Raw genomic sequence first — 24,609 nt, 5'->3', positions numbered from 1 at the left:
TTTGCCACAGCCTGGCGCATCCGGTGGGTCGAGGCCAGCATCATTGATGCCAGGAATACATCAACCGACTGCCCACCACTGCGGCAACAACTGACGCACCCGTGGCTCGCCAAAACGGTCATCGATCAACATCACCACGCCTTCGTCCTGCTGGCTTCGGATCACCCGGCCGGCCGCCTGCACCACCTTCTGCAGGCCCGGGTACAAGTAGGTGTAGTCGTAGCCGGCACCGAAGATGGCGCCCATGCGCAGCTTCATCTGCTCGTTGACCGGGTTCAGTTGCGGCAGCCCGAGGGTGGCGACAAAGGCACCGATCAAACGTGCGCCAGGCAGGTCGATGCCTTCACCGAAGGCGCCACCGAGCACGGCAAAACCGATGCCCTGGCTGTGCTCGGTGAACTGGTCGAGGAAGGCCTGCCGCTCGGCCTCGGCCATACCCCGTGATTGTTGCCACAAGGGAATATGCGGGTGCGTTTCGGCCAATAACTGCGCCACCTGTTGCAGGTAATCAAAGCTGCTGAAAAACGCCAGGTAGTTGCCGGGCTTTTTTGCGAACTGGGCGGCGATCAACGCGACGATGGGCGCCAGCGACGCCTCGCGGTGTGCAAAGCGCGTGGACACCTGATCGACAATGCGCACCGTCAGTTGCTCGGCCTTGAACGGCGACTCAACGTCGACCCACGCCGTGTCCGGTGGCAAGCCGAGCAGGTCGGCGTAGTAGCGCTGTGGGCTCAAGGTGGCGGAAAACAGCACGCTGCTGCGCGCCGCTGTGAGCCTGGGCCGCAGGAACTCGGCCGGCACCACGTTGCGCAGGCACAGGGTCGAGCTGCTGCGCTTGCCGCTGAACTGGCGCTTGTTGATATCGAAGATGAAGTGTTCGTTGAACAGCTCCGCCACCTTGGCAAATTGCAGGGCCTCGAAATAGAACGCCTGCAGGTCGCCGGTGAGGGATTCGGGATGGTCGTTGAAGTAGTCGCCCAGGGCGCCTGTGCACAGGCTCAAGGCCTGCAGCAGTTTGTCGGGCCGGGTTGCGTAGGCCTGATACGGCGCCAGTTGTTCCTTATGCAGCGCGTTCCACTCGCGGTTGAGGCGTTGCAGGGGCTTTTTCAGCGCTTCGGGCGCGGTGTCACGCAGGGTCTTGAGGCTGTATTGGTCGAGGCTGGCGCTGTACATCGCGCGCGCACGTTCCACCAGGTTATGCGCCTCGTCCACCAGCACGGCGACGCGCCATTGGTTGAGCTGGGCCAGGCCGAAGAGCATGGCGCCGAAGTCGAAATAGTAGTTGTAGTCAGCGACCACCAGGTCAGTCCAGCGCGCCATTTCCTGGCTCAGGTAATAGGGGCAGACGTCATGGGCCAAAGCCACCTCGCGCAGGTTGCGCTGGTCAAGCAGGCGCACCTGAGAAGCGGCCTCGCGGGCAGCCGGCAGGCGATCGTAAAAGCCCTTGGCCAACGGGCAGGAATCGCCGTGACAGGCCTTGTCCAGGTGTTCGCAGGCCTTGTCGCGGGCCACCAGTTCCAACACCCGCAGCGGCAGGTCGGGGTGACTGTCGTACAACACCTGCGCTGCGTCCAACGCCAGCTTACGCCCCGGGGTCTTGGCGGTGAGAAACAGCACCTTGTCCAGCTGCTGGGGCGCCAGGGCCTTGAGCAGCGGGAAGATCGTGCCGACGGTCTTGCCAATGCCCGTGGGCGCTTGGGCCATCAGGCAACGGCCGGTGCTCACGGCCTTGTAGACCGATTCGGCCAGCACGCGTTGGCCGGGGCGAAACCCGGCGTGGGGAAACGCCAGGGTGGTGGCGGCGCTGTTGCGCGCGTCGCGATGCTGCATTTCCTGCGTGGCCCAGCCGAGGAACAACGCGCATTGCTGATTGAAGAAGACCTCCAGTTCGGCGGCCGGGTAGCGCTGGTTCAGCAGGGTCTCGCCCTCGCCGACGATGTCGAAGTACACCAGCGCCAGGTCGATGGCGTCGAGACCCAGCTTCTGGCACATCAACCAGCCGTACACCTTGACCTGGGCCCAGTGCAGTTGCCGGTGGTTGGCGGGCTGGGCGTCGAGGTCGCCGCGATAGGTTTTCACTTCTTCCAGGCGATTGGCGTCCGGATCGTAGCCGTCTGCCCTGCCCCGCACCTTGAGTTGCAGGTACTCGCCTTCCAGCGCCACTTCGTTCTGGTAGTGCGCACTGCGCCGCGAGGCCACGGTGCGGTGACCGACGATACCTTCCTGGGCACTGGGCGACGGGGTAAACCGCAGGTCCAGGTCGCCCACCTTCGCCGTGAACTCACACAGCGCGCGCACCGCCACGCTGTAGCTCAAGCGGGTTCTGCCCAGCGCACGTAGCACACCGTCACCGGCATCTGGTATTCACCGCAGAACTCCAACCAGCGCAGTTGGTTGTCCTGCAGGCGATCGCCCGGGCCCTTGACCTCGATCATGCGGTAGGTCTTTTCGGCCGGCCAGAACTGGATCAGGTCGGGCATGCCGGCGCGGTTGGCGCGAATGTCCAGCAGCAGGCGCTCGAACCAGTAGCGCAGGTGCTCGGCGGGCAGGCAGGCCAGGGCTTGCTCCAGCAGCTCGTCACTGAGCAGGTTCCAGAACACGAACGGCGACTGAATGCCCCACTTGTCCGCGTAGCGCTGGCGGATCGTGGCCTTGTAGCGTTCATCCCTCAGTTGCTCGAAGCAGGCGGCGAACAGCGCGGCGCGGCGCTGGTGGAAGTCTTCGCTGTGCAGGTCTGCAGGGCCGCGTTGGAACGGATGGAAAAACGAGCCGGGCAACGGTGCGAAAATCGCCTCCCAGCACAGCAGGCCGAACAACGAGTTGATCAGGCCATTCTCGACGTAATGCACCGGCGCGTCCGGCTCGCTCAGGTGCGCCTGCACGCAATATTCCACCGACATCAGCTCATCGGGTGGTGCCAGCGCCAGGTCCAGTCGGGTGACCGCCCGGGGCTTGGCCTTGGGCAACGGTGGCTCACCCAGCTTGCGTCGCAGCCGGGGCAACACGCGCAGCAGGTGCTGCTGTTCGGCGGCGCTTTCCGGGGCCTGCTGTGCGGTACAGGCCAGGGCCATGGCCTGGGCGTAGTCCTCGCGGCGCTCCAGTACGCGGATCAGCCGCGAACGTGCCCCGGGATAGGCACATTGCCGGTAAATCTGCTCGGCGAGGTCCAACTCGGCGCTGCGCTCGCAGTACTGGCCAATCTGGAACAACAGCTTGGCGCGGCGTTTTTCCAGCCAGGGGTTGTCGGTGTGCAGCGTGGCGATGTGAGCCAACACCTGGTCGAGTGCCAGCCCGGCTTCAAACGCCTGCTGACACCCGTGCAGGAACAGGTAGCCGTGCACGTCGTCACGGCTGCGCAAGCCACGGGATTCGGCGCAGAACTCGACCTTTTCGTAGGTGTAGATGCCCAGGTCAGCCAGCACGAATTCGGACCAGTCCTGGTGCAGGTTGCCGAAGAACATCAGGCGCAGGCGGTCGCACAGGTCCATCACGGTGAGGCTGTACAGCGTGTCGGTGGTGTGCGGACACCACTGGGTAAAGCTGCGAAGCTCGGTGAACTGTGCGGCCAAGGCCTCGAGCCAATCGGCCTTGTTGGCCTTGGGCTGCTCGATCCACGGCTTGAAGACTGCCAAGACCTCGCCTTTTTGCAGCAAGGCGAACAGTGTTTCAAAGGTCAGGGGGCTGTGCTCATCCACCCAACCCAACTGCACCAGCGGCGCGGTTGCCGCGTGGGTGCAGCCGACTTCCACGTAATTGAGTTTGCTCGCCCGAAAATGCATGCCCTTGCGCATCACCATGCGCACCAATAACGCCTGGGAGGCCTGGGGCAAGCTGTCAAAATGCTGAATGAAATGCTGTTCGTCAGGGTCGAGCAAATCGGCATAGCGTTGCCCCAGCCAGAGCAGCACTTGCCGGAAGTTATGCAGGTAATAGAGCGGATCGTCGAGGGGATTGGCCATTTCACGAGGGATTCGAACACTGGTTATGCATACAGATTGCCGCCCCAAAGGGCGTGTTGCAATCGGTAATAGATAAATGGCGCACGCAACTTTTAGTTTTAAAGTGATCAGATACAAGCATTCATCGCGTAACATTTGTTGCCCGCTGCCGTCTGGTGCGGGACTTTTCAAGGTTAAAGGTAGGGTTATGAGCATGAAGAATTTGGGTCTGCCGCTGGTTGCACTCACTTTTCTGGTTTTGGCCGGTTGCGCAACGCAAACCGTCGTGACGCTGCAAAACGGTACGCAGTACCTGACCAAGGATCAGCCCAAGACAAACACCGCCGACGGTTTCTACGAGTTCGTCGACATCGCCGGCAAACACGTGCGAGTCAAGGCCTCCGACGTCGCCACCGTCCGCAAGGAAAACTGATTGTAGTGAGCGGGCTCGCCCCGCGCCGCGGTACACCAGGCCCCCTTGTATTGACCTGATACACCGCCGCGCGGGGCAAGCCCGCCCACTACAACGACCGACCGGTCGCGCAGCGCAAACCGTCGTGACCATGAAAAAGCCCCGCATCGGCGGGGCTTTTTGTTGGAGCGCATGGGTGTCAATACCGGTAGTACGGGTGGTAATACGGGTGATAGTAGGGATGGTAGTAGTAGGAGTGGTAGTACGGCCGGTAGCAGCATGGCCCCGGATAGGCCGGGTACACCGCACACCCGCCCAACCCCAGCAGCACCACGGCGCACAGTAACAATCGAAGTCGAGACATGCTCAATTCCTCACACATGACGCGCGAAACCTCTCGCAGGTAGTCATTGAACGTGTGAGCCCCGGGCAATCCGTCGCGGCATCGGCCCGCCGGTCAGTGAAGATTTTTTTACCGAAGGATTTGCCCCACTGTCGCGTTTAACCGGTAAGCCCCTTCAACGTCGAAGGCGGCAGAACGGAGGAACGACGGCCATGGCACTCATGTCCCGAACGGTACGCGCTCTTTTACTCATTCCCCTGACCCTGGCGGCCCTGGCCAGCGCGCCGGCGTTTGCCGACACCCTCATCATTCGCCAGCCGCCCCGGGTGATCGTGGTGCAGCAACCGCCGCCACCGGTGTATTACGGCCATTGGGGCTACGGCCCGCGGCCTTATTACTATCCGCATCACTATTACGGCTACGGCTATGGCTACCCCCACCGGCCCTATTGGGGTGGCGGTTGGCGGGGGCAGCACTGGCGTTGATCAGCCGATCACCACACCGTCGGCCCACAGGCCCCCATGGCCCACGCCCACCAGGGTGACCGAGTCGTTACCAAAGGTGAGCACCGTATCCGCGCCGACCACCTTGGCGTGGTCGCGCAGGTCGGTGCTGCCCTGCACGTCCTTGAACACCAGCGTATCGGTGGGCTGGTAGCCGATGATGCGGTCATTGCCAAAGTGCCCGCTGAACAGGAAGGTGTTGTGGCCACTGTTGTCGCGGATCGTGTCGTTGCCCTTGCCGCCTTCGATGAAGTCAGCCCCCTTGCCGCCCTGGATCAGGTCATTGCCGTCGCTGCCGATGATGAAGGTGTTGCCCTTGTGGGGCTCGGCGTTGCGGTTGAGGTCCTGCACCCAGGTGTTGGCCCGCGCCGGGTCGGACAGGTTGGCGACGATCACCGTGGAATCGCGGGTCATCTGGTCGTAAAACCCGGATTCCACAATACGCGTCATGCCATCGCCATAGCCGGTGGGCAAATGGGAGATCCAGGTGGGCAGGTTGACGATGGAAAACGGCAGCACATTCCATAAGGTCGACGCGTAGTGATCGTTGAAGCTGACGATATTGTCGGTGGTCGACTCGTGGGGTTTGTCGTGCACACCGAGCGACGACAGGTTGAAGGATGAGCCATCCAGTGCGCGGAACACCGGGTCGTTTTCATAGCCGATATTGAGCACCTTGTCCCCGGCGCTCTGGGTCGGCGACGCATAGGCAACGTAGTTGGCGTCCTTGTAGAAACCCGCCCATTTGTTGGTGCTCAGGTCGGCCATGCTGTTCACCGCCAAACCGCCAAGGCTGTGGCCGCTGACCACCACGTCCTTGCCGCTCAGGCCGTGGGCGCTGGCGTAGTCAGCGACGTTCTTGAGCAAGTTGCCAAAGGCCTCGCCGCTATAGTTTTTCGCATAGTCCTTGGGCCCCAGCGCCGCCAGCAGGTCACTGACCAGGTCGCCGATGGAATCGCTGATCAAGGTTTCCCGTGGGCCCGAGGTGCCACGAAAACCGATGCCGATTTCCAGCAGCTTGCCGGCGTCATCGTACTTGCCCAACACCTCGACTTGCGCCGTGGTGTAGCCGGCCTTCTCGCCGAAGAACGTGCCTCGCGCATCCACCTTGCCGGTGTAACCCAGGGTGCTCGCACTGATTGGCGTCCAACCGGCTTTTTGCACGGCTTCCAACGCGGCCTTTTCGGAGTCCGGGTTCCACGGAATGCCCGGGATCACCCCCTGGGAATCAGTACTGCCCAGCAGCGCACCGACCAAGGTGGCCGGCAAGCCGAGCCCCAAACCGTTGTGCTGGTAGCCCACGGCAAAGCCGTTATCCAGGTTGTGGTAGGAATACAGCGTGATCGCCATGGCATCGGCAAACAACGCTTTGGAGCCCTCGGAGCCGAGGTTTTTATAGTCGAAGATTCCCATCGCAGCGCCTCTTTTTGTTGTTGTACAAACCCCACTGTGGGCGCCGGCAAGCCGGCTCCTACACGAATCAATGACCGAAGGCTTCGTCCACCTTGGCCAGGTCGGTGTCACGCAAGTTGCCGGCGTAGTAATGCAATTTGGTCCAGGCCATCAGGTAGTCGTAACGGGCCTGGGCCAGGTCGCGACGGGTGCTGTAGAGCTGCTGCTCGGCATTCAGCGCATCGAGGTTGACCCGTTCGCCACCGAGGATGCTTTGCTGGGTCGACACCACCAGCGCTTCGGCCGAAGCCAGGGCCTTCTGATAGGCGCGCAACTTGCTGACGCCCGACAAGCAGGCGCTGAACTGACGGCGCAGTTCGATCAGGGTTTCGCGGGTCTTGCCTTCCAGCTCGTACTCGGCCTGCTCCATGGCGCGACTGGCCTGGCGTGTCGCGGCCGAGACGCCGCCACCGGCATACAGCGGCATGCTGACTTCGACGCCGATGGTGTTGGTGTCGTAGCGCTGGTTGTAGGTATTGCCGCTGTCGGACTCCTGCTGGCGTGAGCTGGCATACGCGGTGATCTTGGGCAAATGCCCGGCACGGTTGCGCTCCACTTCGTAATGCGCCACCTCCACGGCCTGGCGCTGGGACGCCAGCGTCGGGTTATTGCTGATCGCCAGCTCGTGCCAGCTGTCGTAGTTGGCCGGTGCCAGGGCGAACGCGGCGAAGCTCGGGTTGAGCGGCGCCAGGTCCTGGATATTCACGCTTTGCACACCGATCAACGCGCCCAGCTCGCGCAGCGATGCGTCTTGTTCATCCAGGGCCTGGATCTCTTCTGCGGTAGCCAACTCATAGCGTGACTCTGCTTCCAGAATGTCGGTGCGGGTACCCTCGCCCTGCTGGAACAGATGCCGGTTCTGCTGGAACTGCTGCTCGAAAGCCTTCTTCTTGGCGCGGGCGATGTCGATCTGGTCCTGGGCAAACAGCGCCTGGGTGTAATAGGTCAGCACTCGCACCAACAGCGCCTGGCTCTTGTCGCGAAAGCTCTCGTCGGCAAACAGCGCCTGGGCTACGCCTTTGCGGTAGTTGGCATAGGCTTCGTAGTCGAACAACGGCTGCTGCAAGCTGAAGGTAGAACCGTAGCTGCTGTAGTTGCGGTCATCGTGGTAATTGCCGCCGCGCCCGTCGGGCAAGGTGGCCTGGGAGTTGTTGCGGCCTTTGTTGTAGTTGTAGGACAGCTTGGGCAGCAAGCCGGCACGGCCGATGGTGCGGTTTTCCAGGCCGGCATCGCGCTCCTTGATGGCACCGAGGAACACCGGATCGTTGCGCAACGCCTGCTCGTAGACATCAAACGGCCCCATGGCCGCCTCGGCGCTGGAACACAGGCACAGTAAGGCGAGGAACACAGGCTTCATGCTCATTCCTCGGTCAACGCAGAACCGGCGCGATCGAGCAGCGGCTTGAACAGGTAATTGAGCAGCGAACGTTCGCCGGTACGTACAAACATCTCGGCAGGCATGCCCGGCTTGATCACCAGGCCGTGGAGTTTCTCCAGCGCCGCCTCACTCACGGTGGTGCGCAGCACGTAGTACGGCGCGCCGGTTTTTTCATCGAGCATCTGGTCGGCAGAGATCAGGCTCACCTCCCCCGGCACGCGGGGTGTACGGCTCTGGTTGAAGGCGGTGAACAAAATATCCACGGGCAAGTGGGTGCCCACCTTGTCCACCAGGTGCACCGGCAAATGCCCTTCCACTTCCAGGCGCGTGCCCTGGGGCACGATTTCCAGCAGGGTTTCGCCAGCGCGCACCACGGCGCCTTCGGTGTGCACGCCCAGGTTGACCGCAATGCCGTCGGCCGGCGCGTTGATTTCGCTGTGTTGCAGGTCGAAACCCGCCGAGGTCAGTTGCTGCTCCAGGGTCAGGCTGCGCAATTGCGCGTCGGCCAGTTGGCTGCGCACTTCCTTCTGGTACTCCTCGCTGTGTTGCTGCAGCTTGAGGCGCGATTCAACAATGCCCTGCTCCACGCGGCCGCTTTCGCCGGTGTTCTGCGCCAGGTCCTGTTGCACCTGGGACAGCTGGCGCTGGTATTCCATCAAGCGGTTGCGCGGGATGTAGCCGTTGTCGGCCAAGGGCTGCAGGTTGCTAAGTTGATCGCGCAGGGACTGGGCCTGAGCGGTCAGGTCGCTGCGCGCTCGGCGCATGCCGCCCAGTTGCGCGGTGGCACCGTCAATGTTTGCGCGAATACCGGCCTGCTCGCGGGCAAATGCCTCGCGGCGGCTGCTGAACAGTTGGCGCTGACCTTCCAGCACCAGCGCCAGCGCTGGGTCGGGGTTGCTGCTCAACTCGACCGGAAAGAGGATGCTGGCACGGTTGTCGCGCTCGCTCTGCCAGCGGGCGACGCTGGCCCAAGCCATGCGGTACTGGGCCTGCAGCGATTGCACATCGGCCTGGTTCTGGGTCTGGTCGAGCCGAAACAGCGGCTGGCCCTGCTTCACCGCCTCGCCTTCGCGCACCAGAATGCGGCTGACCACGCCGGGGCTGAGGGTTTGCACGGCCTTGCGCTTGCCCGAGACCACCACCGTGCCCTGCACTGGAATGCCCTGGTCCAGCGGCGCCAGGCTGGCCCACAGGAAGAAGCCGCCGGCACCGACCACGGTCAGCAGCCAGCCCATGCGTACAAAAAAGCGTGCGTCGCGTTGTTCAAAACGCGGTTCAACAGTAAGGCTACTCATGCGCCGGGGTTCCTTGCGGCTTGATACTGACGGCTGAGGCTCACGCCGGCCTTTTCCCGTGGGGTTTCCTGCTGCCCGGACAACGCTCGCAGCACGTCCTGGCTTGGCCCGAACGCCTGCAGGTGGCCTTCGTTGAGCACCAACAATTTGTCGGCCTGGGCCAACGCCGAAGAACGGTGGGTGACCAGCACCACGCTGCTGCCTTGGGCCTTCATCTGCACAATGGCGCTGGCCAACGCGGCTTCGCCGATGGTGTCGAGGTTGGAGTTGGGTTCGTCCAGCACGATCAGGCGCGGCGCGCCGTACAACGCGCGGGCCAGTGCAACCCGTTGTTTCTGCCCGCCCGACAACCCGCCGCCGTTGTCCCCCAGCACAGTGTCGTAGCCCTGGGGCAAACGCAGGATCAGCTCATGCACCCCGGCTTGTTGAGCCGCCTTGACCACCTGCTCGGGGTCGGCGTCGCGAAAGCGCGCGATGTTGTCGGCGATGCTGCCGCTGAACAGTTCGATGTCCTGGGGCAAATAACCAATGTGCGGGCCGAGGTCATCACGGTCCCAGCGATGGATGTCGGCACCGTCCAGGCGCACGATGCCTGCCAGGGTCGGCCACACACCCACCAACACGCGGGCCAGGGTGGACTTGCCAGAACCCGAGGCGCCAAGCACACCCAACACTTCGCCGGCCCCCAGGTTGAAGCTGACCTGCTGCAAGGTCGCCACGCGCCGCCCGGGCGGCCCGGCACTGACGTGCTCGAAACTCACCTGCCCCTTGGGCACTGGCAACGCCATCTGCTCAGCTTCCGGGGGAAACTCGCGCAACAGGTCGTCCAGGCGTTGGTAGGCCAGCTTTGCCGAACTCCATTGCTTCCACACCGCGATCAACTGGTCGATGGGGCTGAGTACACGGCCCATCAGGATGGAGCCGGCGATCATCATCCCGGCGGTCATGTCGCCCTTGATCACCAGCAGCGCGCCCAGGCCCAGCACCAACGATTGCAGGCACAGGCGCAGGGATTTGCTCAGCGAGGTGATCACCGAGCCGGTATCGCTGGCCTGGTTCTGCAAGCCGAGGAATTGCGAATGCACGGCAAACCAGCGTTTGCGCAACGCACCGAGCATGCCCATGGCCTGGATGGTCTCGGCGTTGTGCAAATGGCTGGTGGCCAGTTGCGTGGACTGCTGGGAGAAGCCACTGGCCTCCCCCAACGGTTTTTTGGTCATGTATTCATTAAGGCACGCCAGGCCGATCAGCAGCACCGCGCCCGCCGTGGCCAATACGCCCAGCCACACGTTGAACAGGAAAATCACGAACAGGTAGATGGGAAACCACGGCGCGTCGAAGAACGCGAACAGCGCAGGTCCGGTGATGAACTGGCGCAAGTGGGTCAGGTCCCCCAGGGACTGCCCGGCATGCCCCTGGCCGCGTTGCAGGTTGCGCTCGAACGCCGCTTTATAGACGCGCAAGTTAAAACGCCGCTCCAACTGGCTGCCGATACGGATCACGATAAAACTGCGGATGACTTCCAGGGTGCCAATAAAGGCAAAGAAGCCCACGACCATCAACGTCAACATCACCAGGGTGGTTTCATTCTGGGAGGACAGTACGCGGTCATACACTTGCAGCATGTAAATCGACGGCACCAGCATCAGCAGGTTAATCAATGCGGTAAAACAGCCAATGCTGATCAAAATGCTCTTGTATTCACCCAGCGCCTTGAACAAGGGCGCAACGGCATGGGGCTTGGCCATATGTTTTGATCTTCCTTGAACCTAATTGCGCGCAATAGTTGCCCACCCCCAGAACAAGGGACAGCCAACTAATAAAATCAAGTTATATGTTTATAACGAACAACTAAGGCGTGCGCTGCAATATCAGGATGGTGCCCGACGGAGTGCGCCCCTGGTATTGGCCGTCTTTCTGGCGGTTCAAGTGGGTAATACCGGTGCCTTCGGCATTCATCAGCCAGATCCCGTCCGGCGTCGGTGACCAGCTCCGGGGCGTGTCGCCCAGCCATTGGGTTGCACAGGCCACATCGCCGCCCAGGGCATTGGCCTGTTCCAGCAGGTCAAGGGCACAGACCTGGTCCTGTTGCTTCAACGCCCAGTGCCCGGCCAATTGGGCGGTGGTGGGTAACACGAGACTGCTCGCCATTGCGTGGGCTCCTGCCGACACGAACAACACCTGTGAAACACAGGCGATCAAATGAGAAAAACGCGGCATTTCCAGCTCCTTCCAAGTGCGCGGCGCCGTAGCGCCGCGCGCTTTACATCACGCCACGATATCGCTGACCGCTGCCTGGCCGACGGTGGTGACGAGGAAATCCGCCACGCCGTGACCCGAGAAGTCGACTGCCAATGTACCCAGGTTGGTGCCTGCCGCGTAGGTCAGTACAGCATCACCGGCATGCCCGGTAAACGCATTGACGAAGGTCAGGCCTGCACCTTTGGTAATGCCGGACAGGTCGATCTTGTCCGAACCCGAGGTGAAGTCAAAGATCTTGTCCGACGCGCCTGGCTTGGAGTCCGAGCTGGCCCCGTAGACGAAGGTGTCGTTGCCGGCCCCGCCCCACAGTTGGTCCGCACCGCCACCGCCGTAGATGATGTCGTTGCCGGCACCGCCCTTGATGACGTTCGCTGCGTTGTTGCCGATGATCAGGTCATTACCCGAACCACCGAAGGCATTCTCGATGGTGACGCCCTTGGCGATGGACACGTTGCCCACCAGGCCGCCAACGTCGGAGAACGAGGCCTCATTGAGGTTGATCTTCTGGTTCTGGGTGAAACCGGAGAAGTCCAGGGTGTCGTTGCCACCACCGTCCCACACCGAGAACACCAGCTTGTCGGCGTTGGACGTAGCGCTGTAGAAATCACGCCCGGTGTTGGAGTTGAAGCCGTAGGTGGTATCGCCGGCGCGGGTGCTGTAGTTGGCGCCGTAGAGCTTCTGGATCGCGGCAATGTCGTCGATCAGCGGGCCCGAAGCGTAAGCCTCGACGCCGCCTTTGCTGAAGTTCTGGTTGGTGTTGCTCTCGCTCCAGTAACTCATGACGCTGTAGCCGCGCGTGTCCTGTCCATAGGTCGCGTCGTTGTAGGTCGGGTTGCCGTTCCCGGCGTTGTAGTCACCAGGGTGAGCCAGGCCCAGGGTGTGGCCGATTTCGTGGGTCAGGGTCTGCCGGCCGTAGTTGTTGAGATCCGGCGTCTTGTTCGGCGTGTAGCTGCTGTTGGTCAGGTACCACGAGGTGCCGTCGTAGCCTGCGCCGGTGCCGGGCAGGTAAGCGAAGGCCGCTGCGCCGTCCTGGCCACCGCTGTAGTTGCCGAAGGTCATGTGGGCGTCACCGCCGGTGGCCTTCTCGGTGAAGGTCACGTTGGCCACGTCCGACCAGGATTGCATGGCCAGTGCGGCCTGTGCTTTCTGCTGGGCGTTGAACTGGCTGAACCCGGAGATGCCATGTTTGTTCATGGTGCTCGAGGAGGCCGAGGTGAGGAAAGTGTAGGTCAGATCGATCTTGCCGTTGCCATTGACGTCCCGGTACGCCGCGCCGTCCCGCAGCAGCTGGGTGGCTGCCTGGTCCACGGAGTAGGACGGTTTGCCATTGACCGTGAGGTTGCCGCCACGGTCGTACAGATGGCTGAAGCTATCGATTTGCGAGTACGCGGTGCTGGCTTGCGCGGCAGATACAATAGCTTTGTCTTTCACTTTTGACATAAACGTACTTCCTTGTTTGCAAGTGCATCAGTCTTTGTTCGATAGGAACCCCGCGGGCGAGATCGTCCTATCACTCGCCTCTTTTGAAGGCGTAAGAAAACTGACACAACTTGAAATCATTCGTCTACATCTATTTCCCGCTTTAAAAACTGGCCAACTAATATTTCTCGCAAGTCAAATCCAGTATTTGCTGGGCCGCCTTGAGTTTGTCCGACAAAAAACATACACCCCTTATTTAAATATTAAATACCGCTAAAGCCGCCCCGCTCTAATGGCGGACTTAATTAATGGATCCAATATATTGTCACGGTGTCATTGGCAACATTAAAGAGCCACTAGTTATCTTAATAATCAGAGTTGCCCCCTATTACCGGGACACACTCCAACCTGTCGTGCGCAATGCCTGTAATAAGGTCTCGGCTTTCAAGCCCGGCACTGTCACACCGTCGTCAGTGAGCATGTCTTCCCCGGCCAGGATCGCGTTGATGATCGCCTCCTCCACGGCCTCGGCGGCGGCGCTGAACAGCGGAGAAATATGGTCGTTATTGACCATGTGCAGCGCGGTACTCAGGGGCAAATCCTTGCGCCCGTAGTCGGCGGGCGGTAATGCTGTGTTGCCGGTGGCGAATGCCAGGAACAGGTCGCCGCTGGAATCCTCGGTGCCGCCGCCCGTGCGCGCAATGCCGATGGACGCGCGCTGGGCCAGGCGCTTGCATTGGTGAGGCAGCAACGGTGCGTCGGTGGCGATGATCACCACAATCGAGCCCATGCCCGGCGTGCCGCGCTCCGCGAACGGTGACGGGATGTCCATCAACGTGCGCCCCACCGGGTAGCCATCCACCCGCAGCTCTTGACGCTTGCCATGGTTGGCCTGCACCAGCACGCCGACGGTCCAGCCGCCCTGCTCGGCCGTCAGGCGCCGCGACGCCGTGCCGATGCCGCCCTTGAATTCGTGGCAGATCATGCCGGTGCCACCGCCCACCGCGCCTTCCTGCACCGGGCCGCCTTCGGCACTTTCCAGGGCTTGGCGCACATGCTCGGGTTTGACGTGCTGGCCCCAGATGTCATTGAGCAGGCCGTCGTAGGTTTCCATCACCACCGGCATGCACCAGTACACCGCCGGGTCCGCCAGGCGCTCACGCTCCAGGGCGATCAGGGTATCGCGCACGATGCCGATGCTGTGGGTGTTGGTGATGGCCAGCGGCGTGGTCAACAGCCCGGCTTCGCTGATCCACTCCAGGCCCGTGGCGTCGCCGTTGCCATTGAGCACGTGGTACCCGGCAAAACAGGGTTGCTGCCGCGCCTCTCCGGCACGCGGCTGCACCACCGTCACCCCGGTGCGCACCTGTTTGCCGTCGACACGGGTCTTGAGCGTGGTGTGACCGACCCGCACCCCCGGTACATCGGTGATGGCATTCAACTCGCCGGGCATGCCCAGCCCCAAGGTGATGCCCAATTGACGTGCACGCATAACCACTCCTTACAATTTCTGAAACGCCGGACTCAACCGGCCACTGATGCAATACAGAATCACCGACAGGGCCAGCAAGCCGACGATGATCATGATGTCGCGCACCGACGCTGCCGCCACCAGGGTCACCAGCAGGTAGCCCGCACCCAGCACCGCCAGCAGCGCCGGAACGGGCCACAGCGGCATGCGATAGGGATGCTCGCGGTCCCGCAGCAATACCCGACTCATCAAGGCGCTCAACGCCACCACCAGGTACACCAGCATGATCAGCAATACGCTGAACGAGGTGAGGTCCGCCAGGTTGGAGCTGAAACTCAACAGTGCCGAGGGAATCGCCAGGAACAGCGTAGCCAACCACGGCGAATCCCAGCGCGGGTGAATACGGGTGAACAGCTTGTTGATGCCTGGCGTCCACAGTGCATCGCGGCCACTGCTGAACACCACGCGGCCGATCTGGATGACGATGGCGACAATCGCGTTGAACACCGACAGGAAGATCCCGGCGCTGACCAGGCGTGACAGGGTTTCGTTGCCGTGACTGGTCAGCAGATAACCGATCGGGTCGGGACTGCTGATCATCGCACTCAGGGACGGCGCGCCGATCAGCAGCGCGGTGATCGGCACCAACTCGATGATCACCACCAGCCCCAGGGACCACAGCACGGCCTTGTGCACGCCTTTGCCGCCGCATTTCATGTCTTCGGCCAGCAGCACCGCCGGGCCGTAGCCATTAAACGAGAACAGGCCGATGCCCACGGCGCCGATGACCAAGGCCCAGGGTGCCAGGTGCAGCGCCCCGTTTTCGACGATCTGTGGCTGGAACAACACGCTGGCCGGCTGCACCGGGTTGCCGAAGCCGAGAAACACGATCACCAGCAGCGCAGCGACTTCGAGCAACAGGCAGGTGCCGGTGATCCAGGCGTTGAGTTTGATATTGAGGATGCCCAGGGCGTAACTGCACACCACGATGACCAGGGCGACGGTTTGTGAATCGAACGTCGTACCCAGGGCGTTATTCAGATAAGTCGCCGCGCCGGTGGCCAACACCGGCGGGATAAACAACAGCATCACCAGCACCGTCAAAAACGTCGCATACCCGGCCATGCCGCCAAACACGCGCTTGGCGTACACGTATTCACCGCCCGCGCTGTTATGGGCACGGCCCAGCTCGGCGTAGCAAAAGGCAAACATCAGCGCGAGCACGGCGGCCATCACAAAGGCCAGGAACACACCGCTGCCGGCCTGCTGGATGGCAAAGGGCGCGATCACGAATACGGAACTGGCCGGGGTCACCGCCGAGACGGTAATCGCGACCACGTCGAAGACACTCAAGGTGGGTTTCAGCACGCCATCGGGCGTGGGGGAAGTGCTCATATCGTTATCCTCTGTCGTTGTTTTTGGTGTGAGGCAGAAACGAAACGTCTGAATATCGCGAGATATGTTTCCCGCTGAATGATGGCAACCATAAACAGGGCGTTCATGTCAGCCAATTCCCCTATTGGCGTACTCCCCTTGACGCCACCCGGCAAAAGCCGAACCCTTGGCCGATCTTTGGGTTGGCGGGAGCCTGTCACATGAGCCTGTTTCAAGAAGTCGGCCTGCATGCCGGGTTGGGGCGCACCGTCGCGCACATCGGCACAGAGCGGTTCTGGAAACAGCTGGTGCTGTTGTTGCACCACTGCCTGCCATTCGATAACGCCCTGGCGATTTTCTACCCGGCCGACGGCCCGCCCCAGGCCCTGGAAGAGTATGACGCCCAGCCCAGCAGCAAGCCGGCGTCGATGCTGGTGTACCTCAATGGCCTGTATTTGCTCGACCCATTTTTCCAGGCCTGCCGCGAGGGTTATGCCAGCGGCGTGTACCGCCTGGAGGAAGTCGCGCCGGACCATTTTCGCCAGAGTGAGTACTTCCTCAATTACTTCCACGACAACGTGCTGGAAGACGAGGTGCAGTTCATCCTGCAACTGCCGGGTGCGGGCACCTTGTCGTTGTCATTGGGCATGCAGCGGCGGTTCAGTGCCGAAGAGACCGGGCTGATGACTACGGTGGCGAATTGGGTATTGCCGTTGATGCAGCAGCATTGGCAGCAAAGCACCCAACGCCCCGCAGCGATGGACAGCCAGATCCGCGATGCGTTGAGTCATTTCGGCTGTGGCGTGCTGTCGGACCGCGAACTGGAAGTGGCGCGGCTGGTATTGCGCGGGTTTTCATCCAAGGCCATGGCCGAACGCCTGAATATCTCGCCGGACACGGTGAAGGTGCACCGTCGGCACTTGTACGCGAAGCTGGATATTTCGTCACAGCCGGAGCTGTTTTCGTTGTTTATCCAGTCGTTGGGGCATGACCTGGAGAATCCCTGAACGAGCGAGTCTGGATCATCGAAGACGACAGGCTTTGATACGCGAATCCTAGTGATGATCAGCCTCGACGCCCATCCCTTAATCAGCCTGGCCCTCTATGATCAGGTTACAGTCAACCCGTCGACCTTTGGCTGACTTGAAAGTCACCCCGGTAAGGCTTAGCAAACCGTTACTTCCTCTGGAAAACACGGCAGAGCCTTCCTCTGCCGGCTCGGAGTCAGGCGATTCAAAAGGTTTGTAATACATTCCCAGAAGCTTGCCATCTCCCAAGCTGAGCAAGCCACTGGGAGTATCACCTGCGAGTGTCACCTGGAAAGCTTGCCACCTGTCCTCAGTACCTTGTTGTCCGATACACCGCTCCTCTCCGAATTGCTGGTCATGGTAGACCGTAGCGGATTGAACGTGCCTGGTGGTCTCGTCGGGATCGGTTATCACCCCAGCCCATGACCCGGTGAACCCGTCAGTGTTGAGTACTTTTTCTAAAGCTGTCCTATTCATATCTCACCCCTAGCTGTGTGCTGAAACGACGAGTGAATAAAATAGGGGGAAAACTAAAAAAAAGAACCTGTCAGAAATGGCAGTATAAAAAGTGGATTACTTATAGCCATTGTCGCAGATGCATCTGCACGCGATGCACAGCCGGATCTGTTTTCTTTGTTTATCCAGTCGTTGGGGCATGACCTGGAAACCCCCTGACACCCCACGACCTGTAGGAGTCCGGCTTGCCGGCGATGGCGATCTTGCGGGCGCTATCGCCGGCAAACCGGGCTCCTACGGGTTTGGCGGGGTGACATCCAACCTCAGCGACCCGTACGGATGGTGTTCCACACCCGTGTACGAATCCGGTCGATGTTCAGCGGCATCGCTTCCAGTGCGAACAGCTTGCCCATCATGTCCGGGCTCGGGTACACCTTGGTGTCGGCCTTGATGGCCGGGTCTACCAGGCTGTCGGCGGCGGCGTTGCCGTTGGCGTAGTGTACGTAGTTGGTGATGCTGGCCATGACTTCCGGGCGCAGCAGGTAGTTCATGAACGCGTAGCCGGCTTTTTCGTCGGGGGCGTCGGCGGGCATGGCGACCATGTCGAACCAGATCGCGGCGCCTTCCTTGGGAATGTTGTAGCCGATGTTCACGCCGTTCTTGGCTTCCTTGGCGCGACTTTCAGCCTGCAGGATGTCACCGGAGAAGCCCACGGCCACGCAGATGTCGCCATTGGCCAGGTCAGCGGTGTACTTCGAGGAGTGGAAGTACGCCACGTAAGGCCGCACTTTCATCAGCAGGTCTTCAGCTTTCTTGTAGTCCTCGGCCTTCTTGCTGTGGTGCGGCAAGCCCAGGTAGTTCAGCGCGGCCGGCAGCAGCTCCGGGCCGTTGTCGAGGATTGCCACGCCGCACTTCTGCAACTTGGCCATGTTCTCGGGCTTGAAGATCAGGTCCCAGGAATCCACCGGCGCGTTGTCGCCCAGTACCGCCTTGACCTTGTCGATGTTGTAGCCGATGCCGGTACTGCCCCACAGGTACGGGAAGCCATGGGCATTGCCCGGGTCGTTGGTTTCCAGGGCCTTGAGCAATACCGGGTTGAGGTTTTTCCAGTTGGGCAACTGGCTCTTGTCGAGCTTTTTCAGCGCCCCGCCCTGGATCTGCCGGGCCATGAAGTGGTTGGAAGGAAACACCACGTCATAACCGGATTTACCGGTCATCAACTTGCCATCGAGGGTTTCGTTGCTGTCGTACACGTCGTAGGTAAAGGCGATGCCGGTTTCTTTCTGGAAGTTCTTGGTGGTGTCCGGCGCGATGTAGTCCGACCAGTTGTAGATCTTCACCGTCTCGGCGGCCTGGCTGATAGAGGCCACCAACATCAAGGGCAACAGGGCAATGGCTTTCATGGTTCGATTTCCTGGCGGTTTTAGGGCTGTTTTTATGGCAGGCGATCAAGGATCAAAGCGTTACAGGATCAACACGTAGGTCTTGCGCACGGTTTCCTGGATGTCCCAGATCCCGGTGCTGTTGGCCGGCAACATCAGTGCGTCGCCGGCTTCTATGTGAACGATTTCACCGTTGTCAGGGGTGAAGGTGCAGCGGCCCTGGATAAAGTGGCAAAACTCCTGGGATTTGATCTGCCGACGCCAGACGCCCGGGGTGCATTCCCAGATGCCGGTTTCGACGCCGTCGCTGCGCTCAACGCTCAAGGTCGAGGCCACGGCGATGGGCTCGCCCAAGGGCACGGCCACCGGTGACGAGTCGGGCAAGTGGGCGTTCAGCGTGTCTTTGAATTGAGTGATGCTCATGGGCTTTCCCGTGTGAGTGAAACGACTTAGTGCATGAAACCTTCCATGAACCCGGCCACGCCGGTCGCCAGTTTGCGGCGCCAGGGGGCGGTGTTGGGGTTGGCCAACACCTGGTCTTCATGGACAAAACTGCGAATGATCGCGTTGTAACCCAGCCACCGGCACGGCTCGGGCTCCCAGGCCTTGAGCGCCTCCAGGCCCCGTTCGCGGATGACCCATGGCTGGTGGGTCAGCGGCGTATCCAGGCCCAGGATCAGGTCGGCCAGGGTGCGCCCACCCAGGTTGGTGGCGCCGACGCCCTCCCCGCCATAACCACCGGACAGCGCGATGCCGGTCTTGTGGTCGCACAGCATGTGCGGTCGGAAGTTGCGCGACATGCCCAGGTTGCCGCCCCAGGAGTGGGTAATCCGCACCTTTTTGAGCTGTGGGAAGAGTTCGCCGAACAGGTAGCGACGCAGCTCGACCTCGCTGTCGGTCAGATCGAAGTTGTGGCGCAACTTGCCGGCGAACTGATAGCCGCCACGGGCACCAAACACCAGGCGGTTGTCGGCTGAACGCTGGCCGTAGGTGACCTGCCGGCTGCTCTCGCCGAACGCCTGGCCATGGCTCAGGCCGATTTCATCCCAGGTGCTGGAGGGCAGCGGCTCGGTGGCGACGATCAAGCTCTGCACCGGCAACTGATAGCGCCCCAAGGGCGGCAACGTGTTTGCATACCCTTCGACGGCCGGCACCACCCACGCGGCGCGCACACTCGCCTTGGCGGTGCGCAGGCTGCCGGACTGCCAATGGGTCACCGGGCTGTTTTCGTAGATCGTTACGCCCAGGCGCTCCACCGCCCGCGCCAGGCCGCGCACCAGCTTGGCGGGGTGGATGGTGGCGACATGGGGTGCATAGATGCCGCCATAAGGCTTGGCGATGCGGATCTGTTCGGCCAATTGCTGCGGGCTGAGCCAGCGATAATCGTCCTCGGTGAGGCCTTGGGCGTGAAGCTTGTCCAGGTAACGGCGCAGGCTGCCTTCCTGCTCGGGGTAGCGCGCGGCGCAGTACAAGGCGCCGCCCTTGCGGTAGTCACACTCGATGCCCTCGCGGGCCAGCACCTGGGCCACCTCGTCGGGAATGCCGTGCAGCAGGTCAAACGAGGCGCGGCGCTGTTGCGGGGAAAGGCCAGCGAGCAGCCGATCCTCACCCAGCAAATTGCCCATCAGCCAGCCGCCGTTGCGCCCGGACGCGCCGAACCCGGCAGTCTGTGCCTCGATGATCGCAATCTTCAGTTCGGGAGCCTGGCGCTTCAGGTAATAGGCGGTCCACAGGCCGGTATAGCCGGCGCCGATAATGGCCACGTTGACATCCAGGTCCTGCTCAAGGGACGGCCGCGCCACCAGCGGGTCGTCCAGCTGGTCCATCCATAAACTGATATTGCGCCATGCCGGCATGCCAAGCTCCCCTACCTCGTTTCGATAGGGGGATGCTAGAGCGCGGTGTCAGGGGCTGTCTTGCGCGCGTGCACGCAAAGAAATTTGTTTGACGTAGGCCTTGGGCGACTGGCCCGTGTGCTGGCGAAAAGCACTGTAAAACGCCGACAGCGAATTGAAACCGGCTGCAAACGCCAGGTCATCGACCTTGATCGGTGGCGCGGCTTTATCCAGGGCGGCGAGCAAATGCTGGAGCCGAGCCTGGTTGACGTAGCGGTAGAAGCTCTGCCCCAGCACCTGGTTCAGCAGGTAGGAAATCTGATTGCGGCTGTAGCCACATTCCTTCGCCACCCGTTGCAGGTCCAGCTCCGGGTCCAGGTAGGGTTGCTGTTGCTGGAAATAGTGCTGCAGGTCATTGGCCATATGCCCCAATTGCTGGGGCGACAGGCCCAGGCGGCTGACCGTGGGGCGCATCGTCTGGGCGGGCTGTTCATGCACCAGGGACGCGTATTCGTTGACCCGCCAGATCAGGCCGTCGCGCACGGTGATGGCCTCGCTGGTACGAAACGACACCAGCCCCTGGCCGCCGCGCAAGGTGATGCGGTACTGGATAAACGCGGTATCGCCGTCGGCACGGATACGGTCGGTGTGCTCGATTGCTTCATCGACGCCACGGGGCATGCTGGCTTGCAGGTACTCGCGCAACTCGGCATACCCCACCACGCGGTTCTGGAAGAAATCGTGGTACTGGATGTCCGGGTGGTAATAGGACATCACCCCGTCCAGGTCACGATGGCGCCAGCAGAGGCTGTGGCGCAGCACCAGGTCGCCGGTGGCTTGGGTGTTCTGGCAATCATCGTCTGGGGCGATGTCGGGCATGGAAGGCTCGGCGGCGGGTAAACCCTGGAGATTGCCGAATTTTACCGGGGCCTTCAATGGCCAATTGGCACTTCTGACTAATGGCCTTTTGCCTAGCTTTGGGTAGGACATGACCCACGTCAATTTCATGGAAAAGAACCGCCGAACGGGGCGAAAAAAGTCACCGCAGTGTTGGGAACGAATGCTATTTTGAGGGTCTTCAACGCCACGACCAGTGAAGGTCATGGCCCCCTGCCGCGAGCTAAAGGAAGCGCTCAATGAACAAGGTGGGCAACATGAACAAAGTGACGTTTCCCAACGCCTGCCAACTGATGCGCTGGCATTTTCATCCGATGGGCTTCGAGGGGAGCATGGATGCCCCCGGCAGCATGGTTGCCCGTTTGTTCGACCGCGCCAGTGGCGAAACGCTGATCGCCATCGCCGGCATCCCCTGCGCCACCGTGATGAATGCGGCCGATGTGGAGCGCATCATCGAGGCAGTGGAGGATGAGCTGGAGTCGTTTATTCCGCCGCAGTCTCTGCGGGCGTGACTCAGACTTATCGGATGATTAATTTCTAAATGTGGGAGCGGGCTTGCTCGCTCCCACATTTTCAATCGCGTTAACAAAGCATTAGCTGCGTTGATCGTCGAAGAAGGCTTTTTTGCCGTCGACCCGCTCCGATGCACGGGGCACATTCACGCCCTGGCCTTCCGGCTTTTCTACATACCAATAGCAGTGGCTCACCGCCCGGGTAATGCCGACGTAGGCCAGGCGCAGCACTTCGTCTTTTTGCGCATTGTCGTAGGGTTCGCTGTCGCCGTCCTTGCCCAAGCCCGCCATGCGGTAGACCTGGTTCTTGTACGGCGAGCGGGTGACGTGCTGGCAATCGCCCAACAGGAACACCGCGTCCGCCTGCAGGCCCTTGGCACTGTGATAGGTCAACTGCTTGAGCCGACGAGACCCGGCCGGCAAGCTAGAATCCACATTAACTACAGCTTTAATATGATCTTCTATCAATGACTTATCGCTACTTTTCCGATACAGCATTAACACTGAATCGCCGCGCTCATAGTGCGCAAGCACCAGGCGCCCCAGCGCCGCATCATCCCGCTCAAGCACGGTAACCGGTACCAATGCCTTGGGTTCGCCACTGGCCTTGGCCTTTTTGCCGGGGATTGCCGACGCTGCCCGCACGATATGTTCGGCCGCATCGATGATGTGCTGATGGCTGCGGTAGTTTTCGCTCAACATCACGCGGGTGGTGCCTGGCGACGGGAATTCCTTGTTGAATTCCATGAAGTACTGGGGCGAGCTGCCACGCCAGCCGTAGATCGACTGCCAGTCGTCCCCCACGCACAGCAACGAAGAGCGTTGCGCCCCGCGCCCTACATGCATGGCCGGGCCCCGGCTGCGGATTTCCCGCAGGCTGGCGCGAATCCACGAGACGATCTGCGGGGACACGTCCTGGAACTCGTCGATCATCAGGTGCGACATCGGCCGCAACAGCGGATCGCTGAGCAGCTTGAGGTTTTCCGGGGTGTTCTCACCAAACAGCGAAAACATGCGGTTATAGGTCATGATCGGCGGCGACTGGTCGAGCAAGTGGTCTTCCAGGGCCTTCCAGAAAATGCTCAGGGCCTCGAAGAAGAACCGATCAGGGTCGTCCTTGGCAAAACTCATCTGGCCGACGGCGGTGGGGACGTCGAGGCCGAGGTTCTCGATAAAGCCTGCCGCCATCACAAAACTGTCCAGCAGCGGCGCCGAGGCCAGCTCGCCCTTGACCTTGTAATCAAAGCCAGGCCCCGCTGTGGCGTCACCGGCCAAGCTGTTTAATAACCGTTTTGATGACTCATAACTATCTAGCCATATCAACGGCTTACGACAGAAAGCTTGAAACAAGGTGCGTTTCACCGCCCACTCTGCACGCACCGACAGTTTCGAGTTGGGACGACTGATCTGGGCGTTTTCGCGGGGATCGAAACCCAGCACCACCCAGGCGTCCAGCTCAGGGATGTACCCGTGACAGTGGAACTGCGCGCCATTGATCTCGACGGTCTGACGATTGGGTTCAATGCCTTTGATTGGCCAGGCACCGGCCCTGAACCACAGGTCTTCGATCACATCACAGAGTTCTTCATCACGCTGGGCAGCCAGTTCGGTCACCGCCATGCGTTTTTGCACGTCGGGGTGGTCGCGCTCCAGCTCCTTGAGTTGCAAGCCATGTCGGGCCAGCGGCGCAATCAGCTCGCGAAAACGTGCATGCTGGCCATAGAGCCGGTGATAGCAGGCATTCATCTGTTGACGCTGGGCATCGCTGATACGCAGATCGAACGGATTGCTGTCGGCGTCTTCGAAACCGGCACTCAGGGTCTCGAAGGCCTGTAGCCGCTCGAAGCCCGGCAGGCTGCGCACCATGGGCAGAATCCGCGAGTGAAAGGTACGCACCACGGCCTGGGCTTCTTTCATGCCAAGGGGTTGCCCCCACAGGCTGAGAACTTCCATGAGCTTATTGATGAAATCCTTGCGTGACTCACGGGTGAAGGTCACCACGGTCATCGAACTCAGCTCAAACCCCAGGTAATGGGTCAGCAACAGGATGCGCAGCACCAGCGAGGTGGACTTGCCGGCACCCGCGCCTGCAATCACGGAGGTCGAGGGCGTGTCACTGAAGATCATCTTCCACTGCGCAGCACTGGGCTGGGCATGGGCCGGCAGCAGGCGCGCCACGTCAGCCTTGATACGTTTCTTGATCTCGGCGGTCAGGGGCAGGCGCCAGTCATCGAACAAGCTGTCGTCAACGCCGGGGGCGCGGTGCTCCTCGGGACGAAAGTCACGGATCAACAGGACCTGGCGCCCTTCCTCGATGCCATCGGCCTTGCCCTCGCGGTAACCATATTCCACGCCGGCTTCATGCCCACTGCGGAACCCATCCGCCTGCCCGTGCAGCCACGAAAAACGGTGCTGCGCCCGCAAGCGCGTCAGACCATGACCAAACAGGCGCGCGGCCAGCCGCTTGAGCAGGGGCATTTCGGCCAGTGGGCGCAGTTCAGGGGGCAGATCAGGCTGTTGTTGCGGCACGCGGACTCCTGCGATGAGCTTGGCTTTGAAGAGTGCGCCATGGTCGCCGGAAACCGCGCGCAGTTCCAGCCAATTGCTTTGCTGTCATGCAGTTAGGCGATGAAGTGAAAGTCAAAACGCCGG

20 protein-coding genes are annotated in these 24,609 nt (G+C 61.3%); 4 read left to right on the top strand and 16 right to left on the bottom strand.

Annotated features, from left to right (window positions below; genetic code table 11):
- Window positions 1-60 precede the first annotated feature (60 nt).
- Together M2394_RS01190 and M2394_RS01185 are read right to left on the bottom strand one after the other, a co-directional pair.
- Window positions 61-2,316 (bottom strand): ATP-dependent DNA helicase, encoded by a 2,256-nt coding sequence (locus M2394_RS01190; protein WP_259171701.1) that lies wholly within the window; start codon window positions 2,314-2,316, stop codon window positions 61-63.
- Window positions 2,313-3,959, bottom strand: a complete 1,647-nt coding sequence (locus M2394_RS01185; protein ID WP_259171341.1) for a VRR-NUC domain-containing protein — start codon at window positions 3,957-3,959, stop codon at window positions 2,313-2,315. Before M2394_RS01185 ends, M2394_RS01190 begins: the two co-directional genes overlap by 4 nt.
- Window positions 3,960-4,146: 187 nt before the next feature.
- Between M2394_RS01185 and M2394_RS01180 the strand changes: the two genes are divergently transcribed.
- On the top strand, window positions 4,147-4,371 hold the full coding sequence (locus M2394_RS01180; protein WP_178924878.1) for a YgdI/YgdR family lipoprotein: 225 nt from the start codon (window positions 4,147-4,149) through the stop codon (window positions 4,369-4,371).
- Between the two features lie 178 nt (window positions 4,372-4,549).
- Here M2394_RS01180 and M2394_RS01175 read toward each other — a convergent pair whose 3' ends face one another.
- Window positions 4,550-4,714 (bottom strand): hypothetical protein, encoded by a 165-nt coding sequence (locus tag M2394_RS01175; protein ID WP_176998315.1) that lies wholly within the window; start codon window positions 4,712-4,714, stop codon window positions 4,550-4,552.
- 191 nt (window positions 4,715-4,905) lie between these two features.
- On the opposite strand from M2394_RS01175, the gene M2394_RS01170 reads away from it, so the two are divergent.
- Window positions 4,906-5,178 carry a hypothetical protein gene (locus tag M2394_RS01170; RefSeq protein ID WP_178924876.1) on the top strand — a complete coding sequence of 91 codons (273 nt, stop codon included), beginning with the start codon at window positions 4,906-4,908 and terminating at the stop codon, window positions 5,176-5,178.
- Here M2394_RS01170 and M2394_RS01165 read toward each other — a convergent pair whose 3' ends face one another.
- From M2394_RS01165 to M2394_RS01130, 8 genes are all read right to left on the bottom strand, one after another.
- Complete coding sequence (locus tag M2394_RS01165; protein WP_259171340.1) at window positions 5,179-6,609, bottom strand: lipase; 1,431 nt, start codon at window positions 6,607-6,609, stop codon at window positions 5,179-5,181.
- Window positions 6,610-6,676: 67 nt separating this feature from the next.
- Window positions 6,677-8,005, bottom strand: coding sequence for a TolC family outer membrane protein (locus M2394_RS01160; RefSeq protein ID WP_259171339.1), 1,329 nt, complete (start codon window positions 8,003-8,005; stop codon window positions 6,677-6,679).
- 2 nt (window positions 8,006-8,007) lie between these two features.
- Window positions 8,008-9,321 carry an HlyD family type I secretion periplasmic adaptor subunit gene (locus M2394_RS01155; protein WP_178924869.1) on the bottom strand — a complete coding sequence of 438 codons (1,314 nt, stop codon included), beginning with the start codon at window positions 9,319-9,321 and terminating at the stop codon, window positions 8,008-8,010.
- Window positions 9,318-11,069 carry a type I secretion system permease/ATPase gene (locus M2394_RS01150; protein ID WP_259171338.1) on the bottom strand — a complete coding sequence of 584 codons (1,752 nt, stop codon included), beginning with the start codon at window positions 11,067-11,069 and terminating at the stop codon, window positions 9,318-9,320. The genes M2394_RS01155 and M2394_RS01150 overlap by 4 nt, the downstream gene beginning before the upstream one ends.
- A 103-nt stretch (window positions 11,070-11,172) precedes the next feature.
- On the bottom strand, window positions 11,173-11,541 hold the full coding sequence (locus tag M2394_RS01145) for a protease inhibitor Inh/omp19 family protein (RefSeq protein ID WP_259171337.1): 369 nt from the start codon (window positions 11,539-11,541) through the stop codon (window positions 11,173-11,175).
- 48 nt (window positions 11,542-11,589) lie between these two features.
- The gene (locus M2394_RS01140; protein ID WP_178924863.1) at window positions 11,590-13,023 is read right to left on the bottom strand and encodes a serralysin family metalloprotease; all 1,434 of its coding nucleotides are present in this window, start codon (window positions 13,021-13,023) and stop codon (window positions 11,590-11,592) included.
- Window positions 13,024-13,390: 367 nt separating this feature from the next.
- Window positions 13,391-14,494, bottom strand: coding sequence for a P1 family peptidase (locus M2394_RS01135; RefSeq protein ID WP_178924861.1), 1,104 nt, complete (start codon window positions 14,492-14,494; stop codon window positions 13,391-13,393).
- A 9-nt stretch (window positions 14,495-14,503) separates the two neighbouring features.
- The gene (locus tag M2394_RS01130; RefSeq protein ID WP_259171336.1) at window positions 14,504-15,868 is read right to left on the bottom strand and encodes an APC family permease; all 1,365 of its coding nucleotides are present in this window, start codon (window positions 15,866-15,868) and stop codon (window positions 14,504-14,506) included.
- Between the two features lie 200 nt (window positions 15,869-16,068).
- Between M2394_RS01130 and M2394_RS01125 the strand changes: the two genes are divergently transcribed.
- A complete protein-coding gene (locus M2394_RS01125) occupies window positions 16,069-16,854 on the top strand; it encodes a helix-turn-helix transcriptional regulator (RefSeq protein ID WP_178924857.1) in 786 nt (261 codons plus the stop codon).
- Window positions 16,855-17,654: 800 nt separating this feature from the next.
- Here the strand turns inward: M2394_RS01125 and M2394_RS01120 are convergent.
- The 4 genes from M2394_RS01120 to M2394_RS01105 are packed head-to-tail and all read right to left on the bottom strand — an operon-like array spanning window position 17,655 to window position 21,427.
- Window positions 17,655-18,734, bottom strand: coding sequence for a polyamine ABC transporter substrate-binding protein (locus tag M2394_RS01120; RefSeq protein ID WP_178924855.1), 1,080 nt, complete (start codon window positions 18,732-18,734; stop codon window positions 17,655-17,657).
- A 60-nt stretch (window positions 18,735-18,794) separates the two neighbouring features.
- Complete coding sequence (locus tag M2394_RS01115; RefSeq protein ID WP_176998327.1) at window positions 18,795-19,136, bottom strand: cupin domain-containing protein; 342 nt, start codon at window positions 19,134-19,136, stop codon at window positions 18,795-18,797.
- Window positions 19,137-19,162: 26 nt separating this feature from the next.
- Window positions 19,163-20,569, bottom strand: coding sequence for an FAD-binding oxidoreductase (locus tag M2394_RS01110; RefSeq protein WP_259171335.1), 1,407 nt, complete (start codon window positions 20,567-20,569; stop codon window positions 19,163-19,165).
- A 48-nt stretch (window positions 20,570-20,617) separates the two neighbouring features.
- Window positions 20,618-21,427, bottom strand: a complete 810-nt coding sequence (locus tag M2394_RS01105; RefSeq protein ID WP_259171334.1) for an AraC family transcriptional regulator — start codon at window positions 21,425-21,427, stop codon at window positions 20,618-20,620.
- 257 nt (window positions 21,428-21,684) lie between these two features.
- Between M2394_RS01105 and M2394_RS01100 the strand changes: the two genes are divergently transcribed.
- Window positions 21,685-21,957: a DUF1652 domain-containing protein gene (locus tag M2394_RS01100; protein WP_176998330.1), complete on the top strand. Its 273-nt coding sequence runs from the start codon at window positions 21,685-21,687 to the stop codon at window positions 21,955-21,957.
- Window positions 21,958-22,038: 81 nt separating this feature from the next.
- On the opposite strand, the gene M2394_RS01095 is transcribed toward M2394_RS01100, so the two are convergent.
- Complete coding sequence (locus M2394_RS01095; protein WP_259171333.1) at window positions 22,039-24,486, bottom strand: UvrD-helicase domain-containing protein; 2,448 nt, start codon at window positions 24,484-24,486, stop codon at window positions 22,039-22,041.
- Window positions 24,487-24,609: the final 123 nt, after the last annotated feature.

Source organism: Pseudomonas sp. BIGb0164, from assembly GCF_024810135.1.
Classification (GTDB): Bacteria; Pseudomonadota; Gammaproteobacteria; order Pseudomonadales; family Pseudomonadaceae; genus Aquipseudomonas.
Note: the sequence above shows the minus strand (reverse complement) of the source record. Positions and strands in the feature narration are given on the sequence as shown.

What these genes read in the sequence shown, in the direction of transcription:
- M2394_RS01155 (WP_178924869.1), bottom strand. Translation starts at nt 9,321, where the DNA reads ATGAGTAGCCTTACTGTTGAACCGCGTTTTGAACAACGCGACGCACGC.
- M2394_RS01110 (WP_259171335.1), bottom strand. Translation starts at nt 20,569, where the DNA reads ATGCCGGCATGGCGCAATATCAGTTTATGGATGGACCAGCTGGACGAC.
- M2394_RS01170 (WP_178924876.1), top strand. Translation starts at nt 4,906, where the DNA reads ATGGCACTCATGTCCCGAACGGTACGCGCTCTTTTACTCATTCCCCTG.
- M2394_RS01140 (WP_178924863.1), bottom strand. Translation starts at nt 13,023, where the DNA reads ATGTCAAAAGTGAAAGACAAAGCTATTGTATCTGCCGCGCAAGCCAGC.
- M2394_RS01115 (WP_176998327.1), bottom strand. Translation starts at nt 19,136, where the DNA reads ATGAGCATCACTCAATTCAAAGACACGCTGAACGCCCACTTGCCCGAC.
- M2394_RS01150 (WP_259171338.1), bottom strand. Translation starts at nt 11,069, where the DNA reads ATGGCCAAGCCCCATGCCGTTGCGCCCTTGTTCAAGGCGCTGGGTGAA.
- M2394_RS01120 (WP_178924855.1), bottom strand. Translation starts at nt 18,734, where the DNA reads ATGAAAGCCATTGCCCTGTTGCCCTTGATGTTGGTGGCCTCTATCAGC.
- M2394_RS01160 (WP_259171339.1), bottom strand. Translation starts at nt 8,005, where the DNA reads ATGAAGCCTGTGTTCCTCGCCTTACTGTGCCTGTGTTCCAGCGCCGAG.
- M2394_RS01130 (WP_259171336.1), bottom strand. Translation starts at nt 15,868, where the DNA reads ATGAGCACTTCCCCCACGCCCGATGGCGTGCTGAAACCCACCTTGAGT.
- M2394_RS01135 (WP_178924861.1), bottom strand. Translation starts at nt 14,494, where the DNA reads ATGCGTGCACGTCAATTGGGCATCACCTTGGGGCTGGGCATGCCCGGC.
- M2394_RS01100 (WP_176998330.1), top strand. Translation starts at nt 21,685, where the DNA reads ATGAACAAGGTGGGCAACATGAACAAAGTGACGTTTCCCAACGCCTGC.
- M2394_RS01125 (WP_178924857.1), top strand. Translation starts at nt 16,069, where the DNA reads ATGAGCCTGTTTCAAGAAGTCGGCCTGCATGCCGGGTTGGGGCGCACC.
- M2394_RS01180 (WP_178924878.1), top strand. Translation starts at nt 4,147, where the DNA reads ATGAGCATGAAGAATTTGGGTCTGCCGCTGGTTGCACTCACTTTTCTG.
- M2394_RS01145 (WP_259171337.1), bottom strand. Translation starts at nt 11,541, where the DNA reads ATGCCGCGTTTTTCTCATTTGATCGCCTGTGTTTCACAGGTGTTGTTC.
- M2394_RS01175 (WP_176998315.1), bottom strand. Translation starts at nt 4,714, where the DNA reads ATGTCTCGACTTCGATTGTTACTGTGCGCCGTGGTGCTGCTGGGGTTG.
- M2394_RS01185 (WP_259171341.1), bottom strand. Translation starts at nt 3,959, where the DNA reads ATGGCCAATCCCCTCGACGATCCGCTCTATTACCTGCATAACTTCCGG.
- M2394_RS01105 (WP_259171334.1), bottom strand. Translation starts at nt 21,427, where the DNA reads ATGCCCGACATCGCCCCAGACGATGATTGCCAGAACACCCAAGCCACC.
- M2394_RS01165 (WP_259171340.1), bottom strand. Translation starts at nt 6,609, where the DNA reads ATGGGAATCTTCGACTATAAAAACCTCGGCTCCGAGGGCTCCAAAGCG.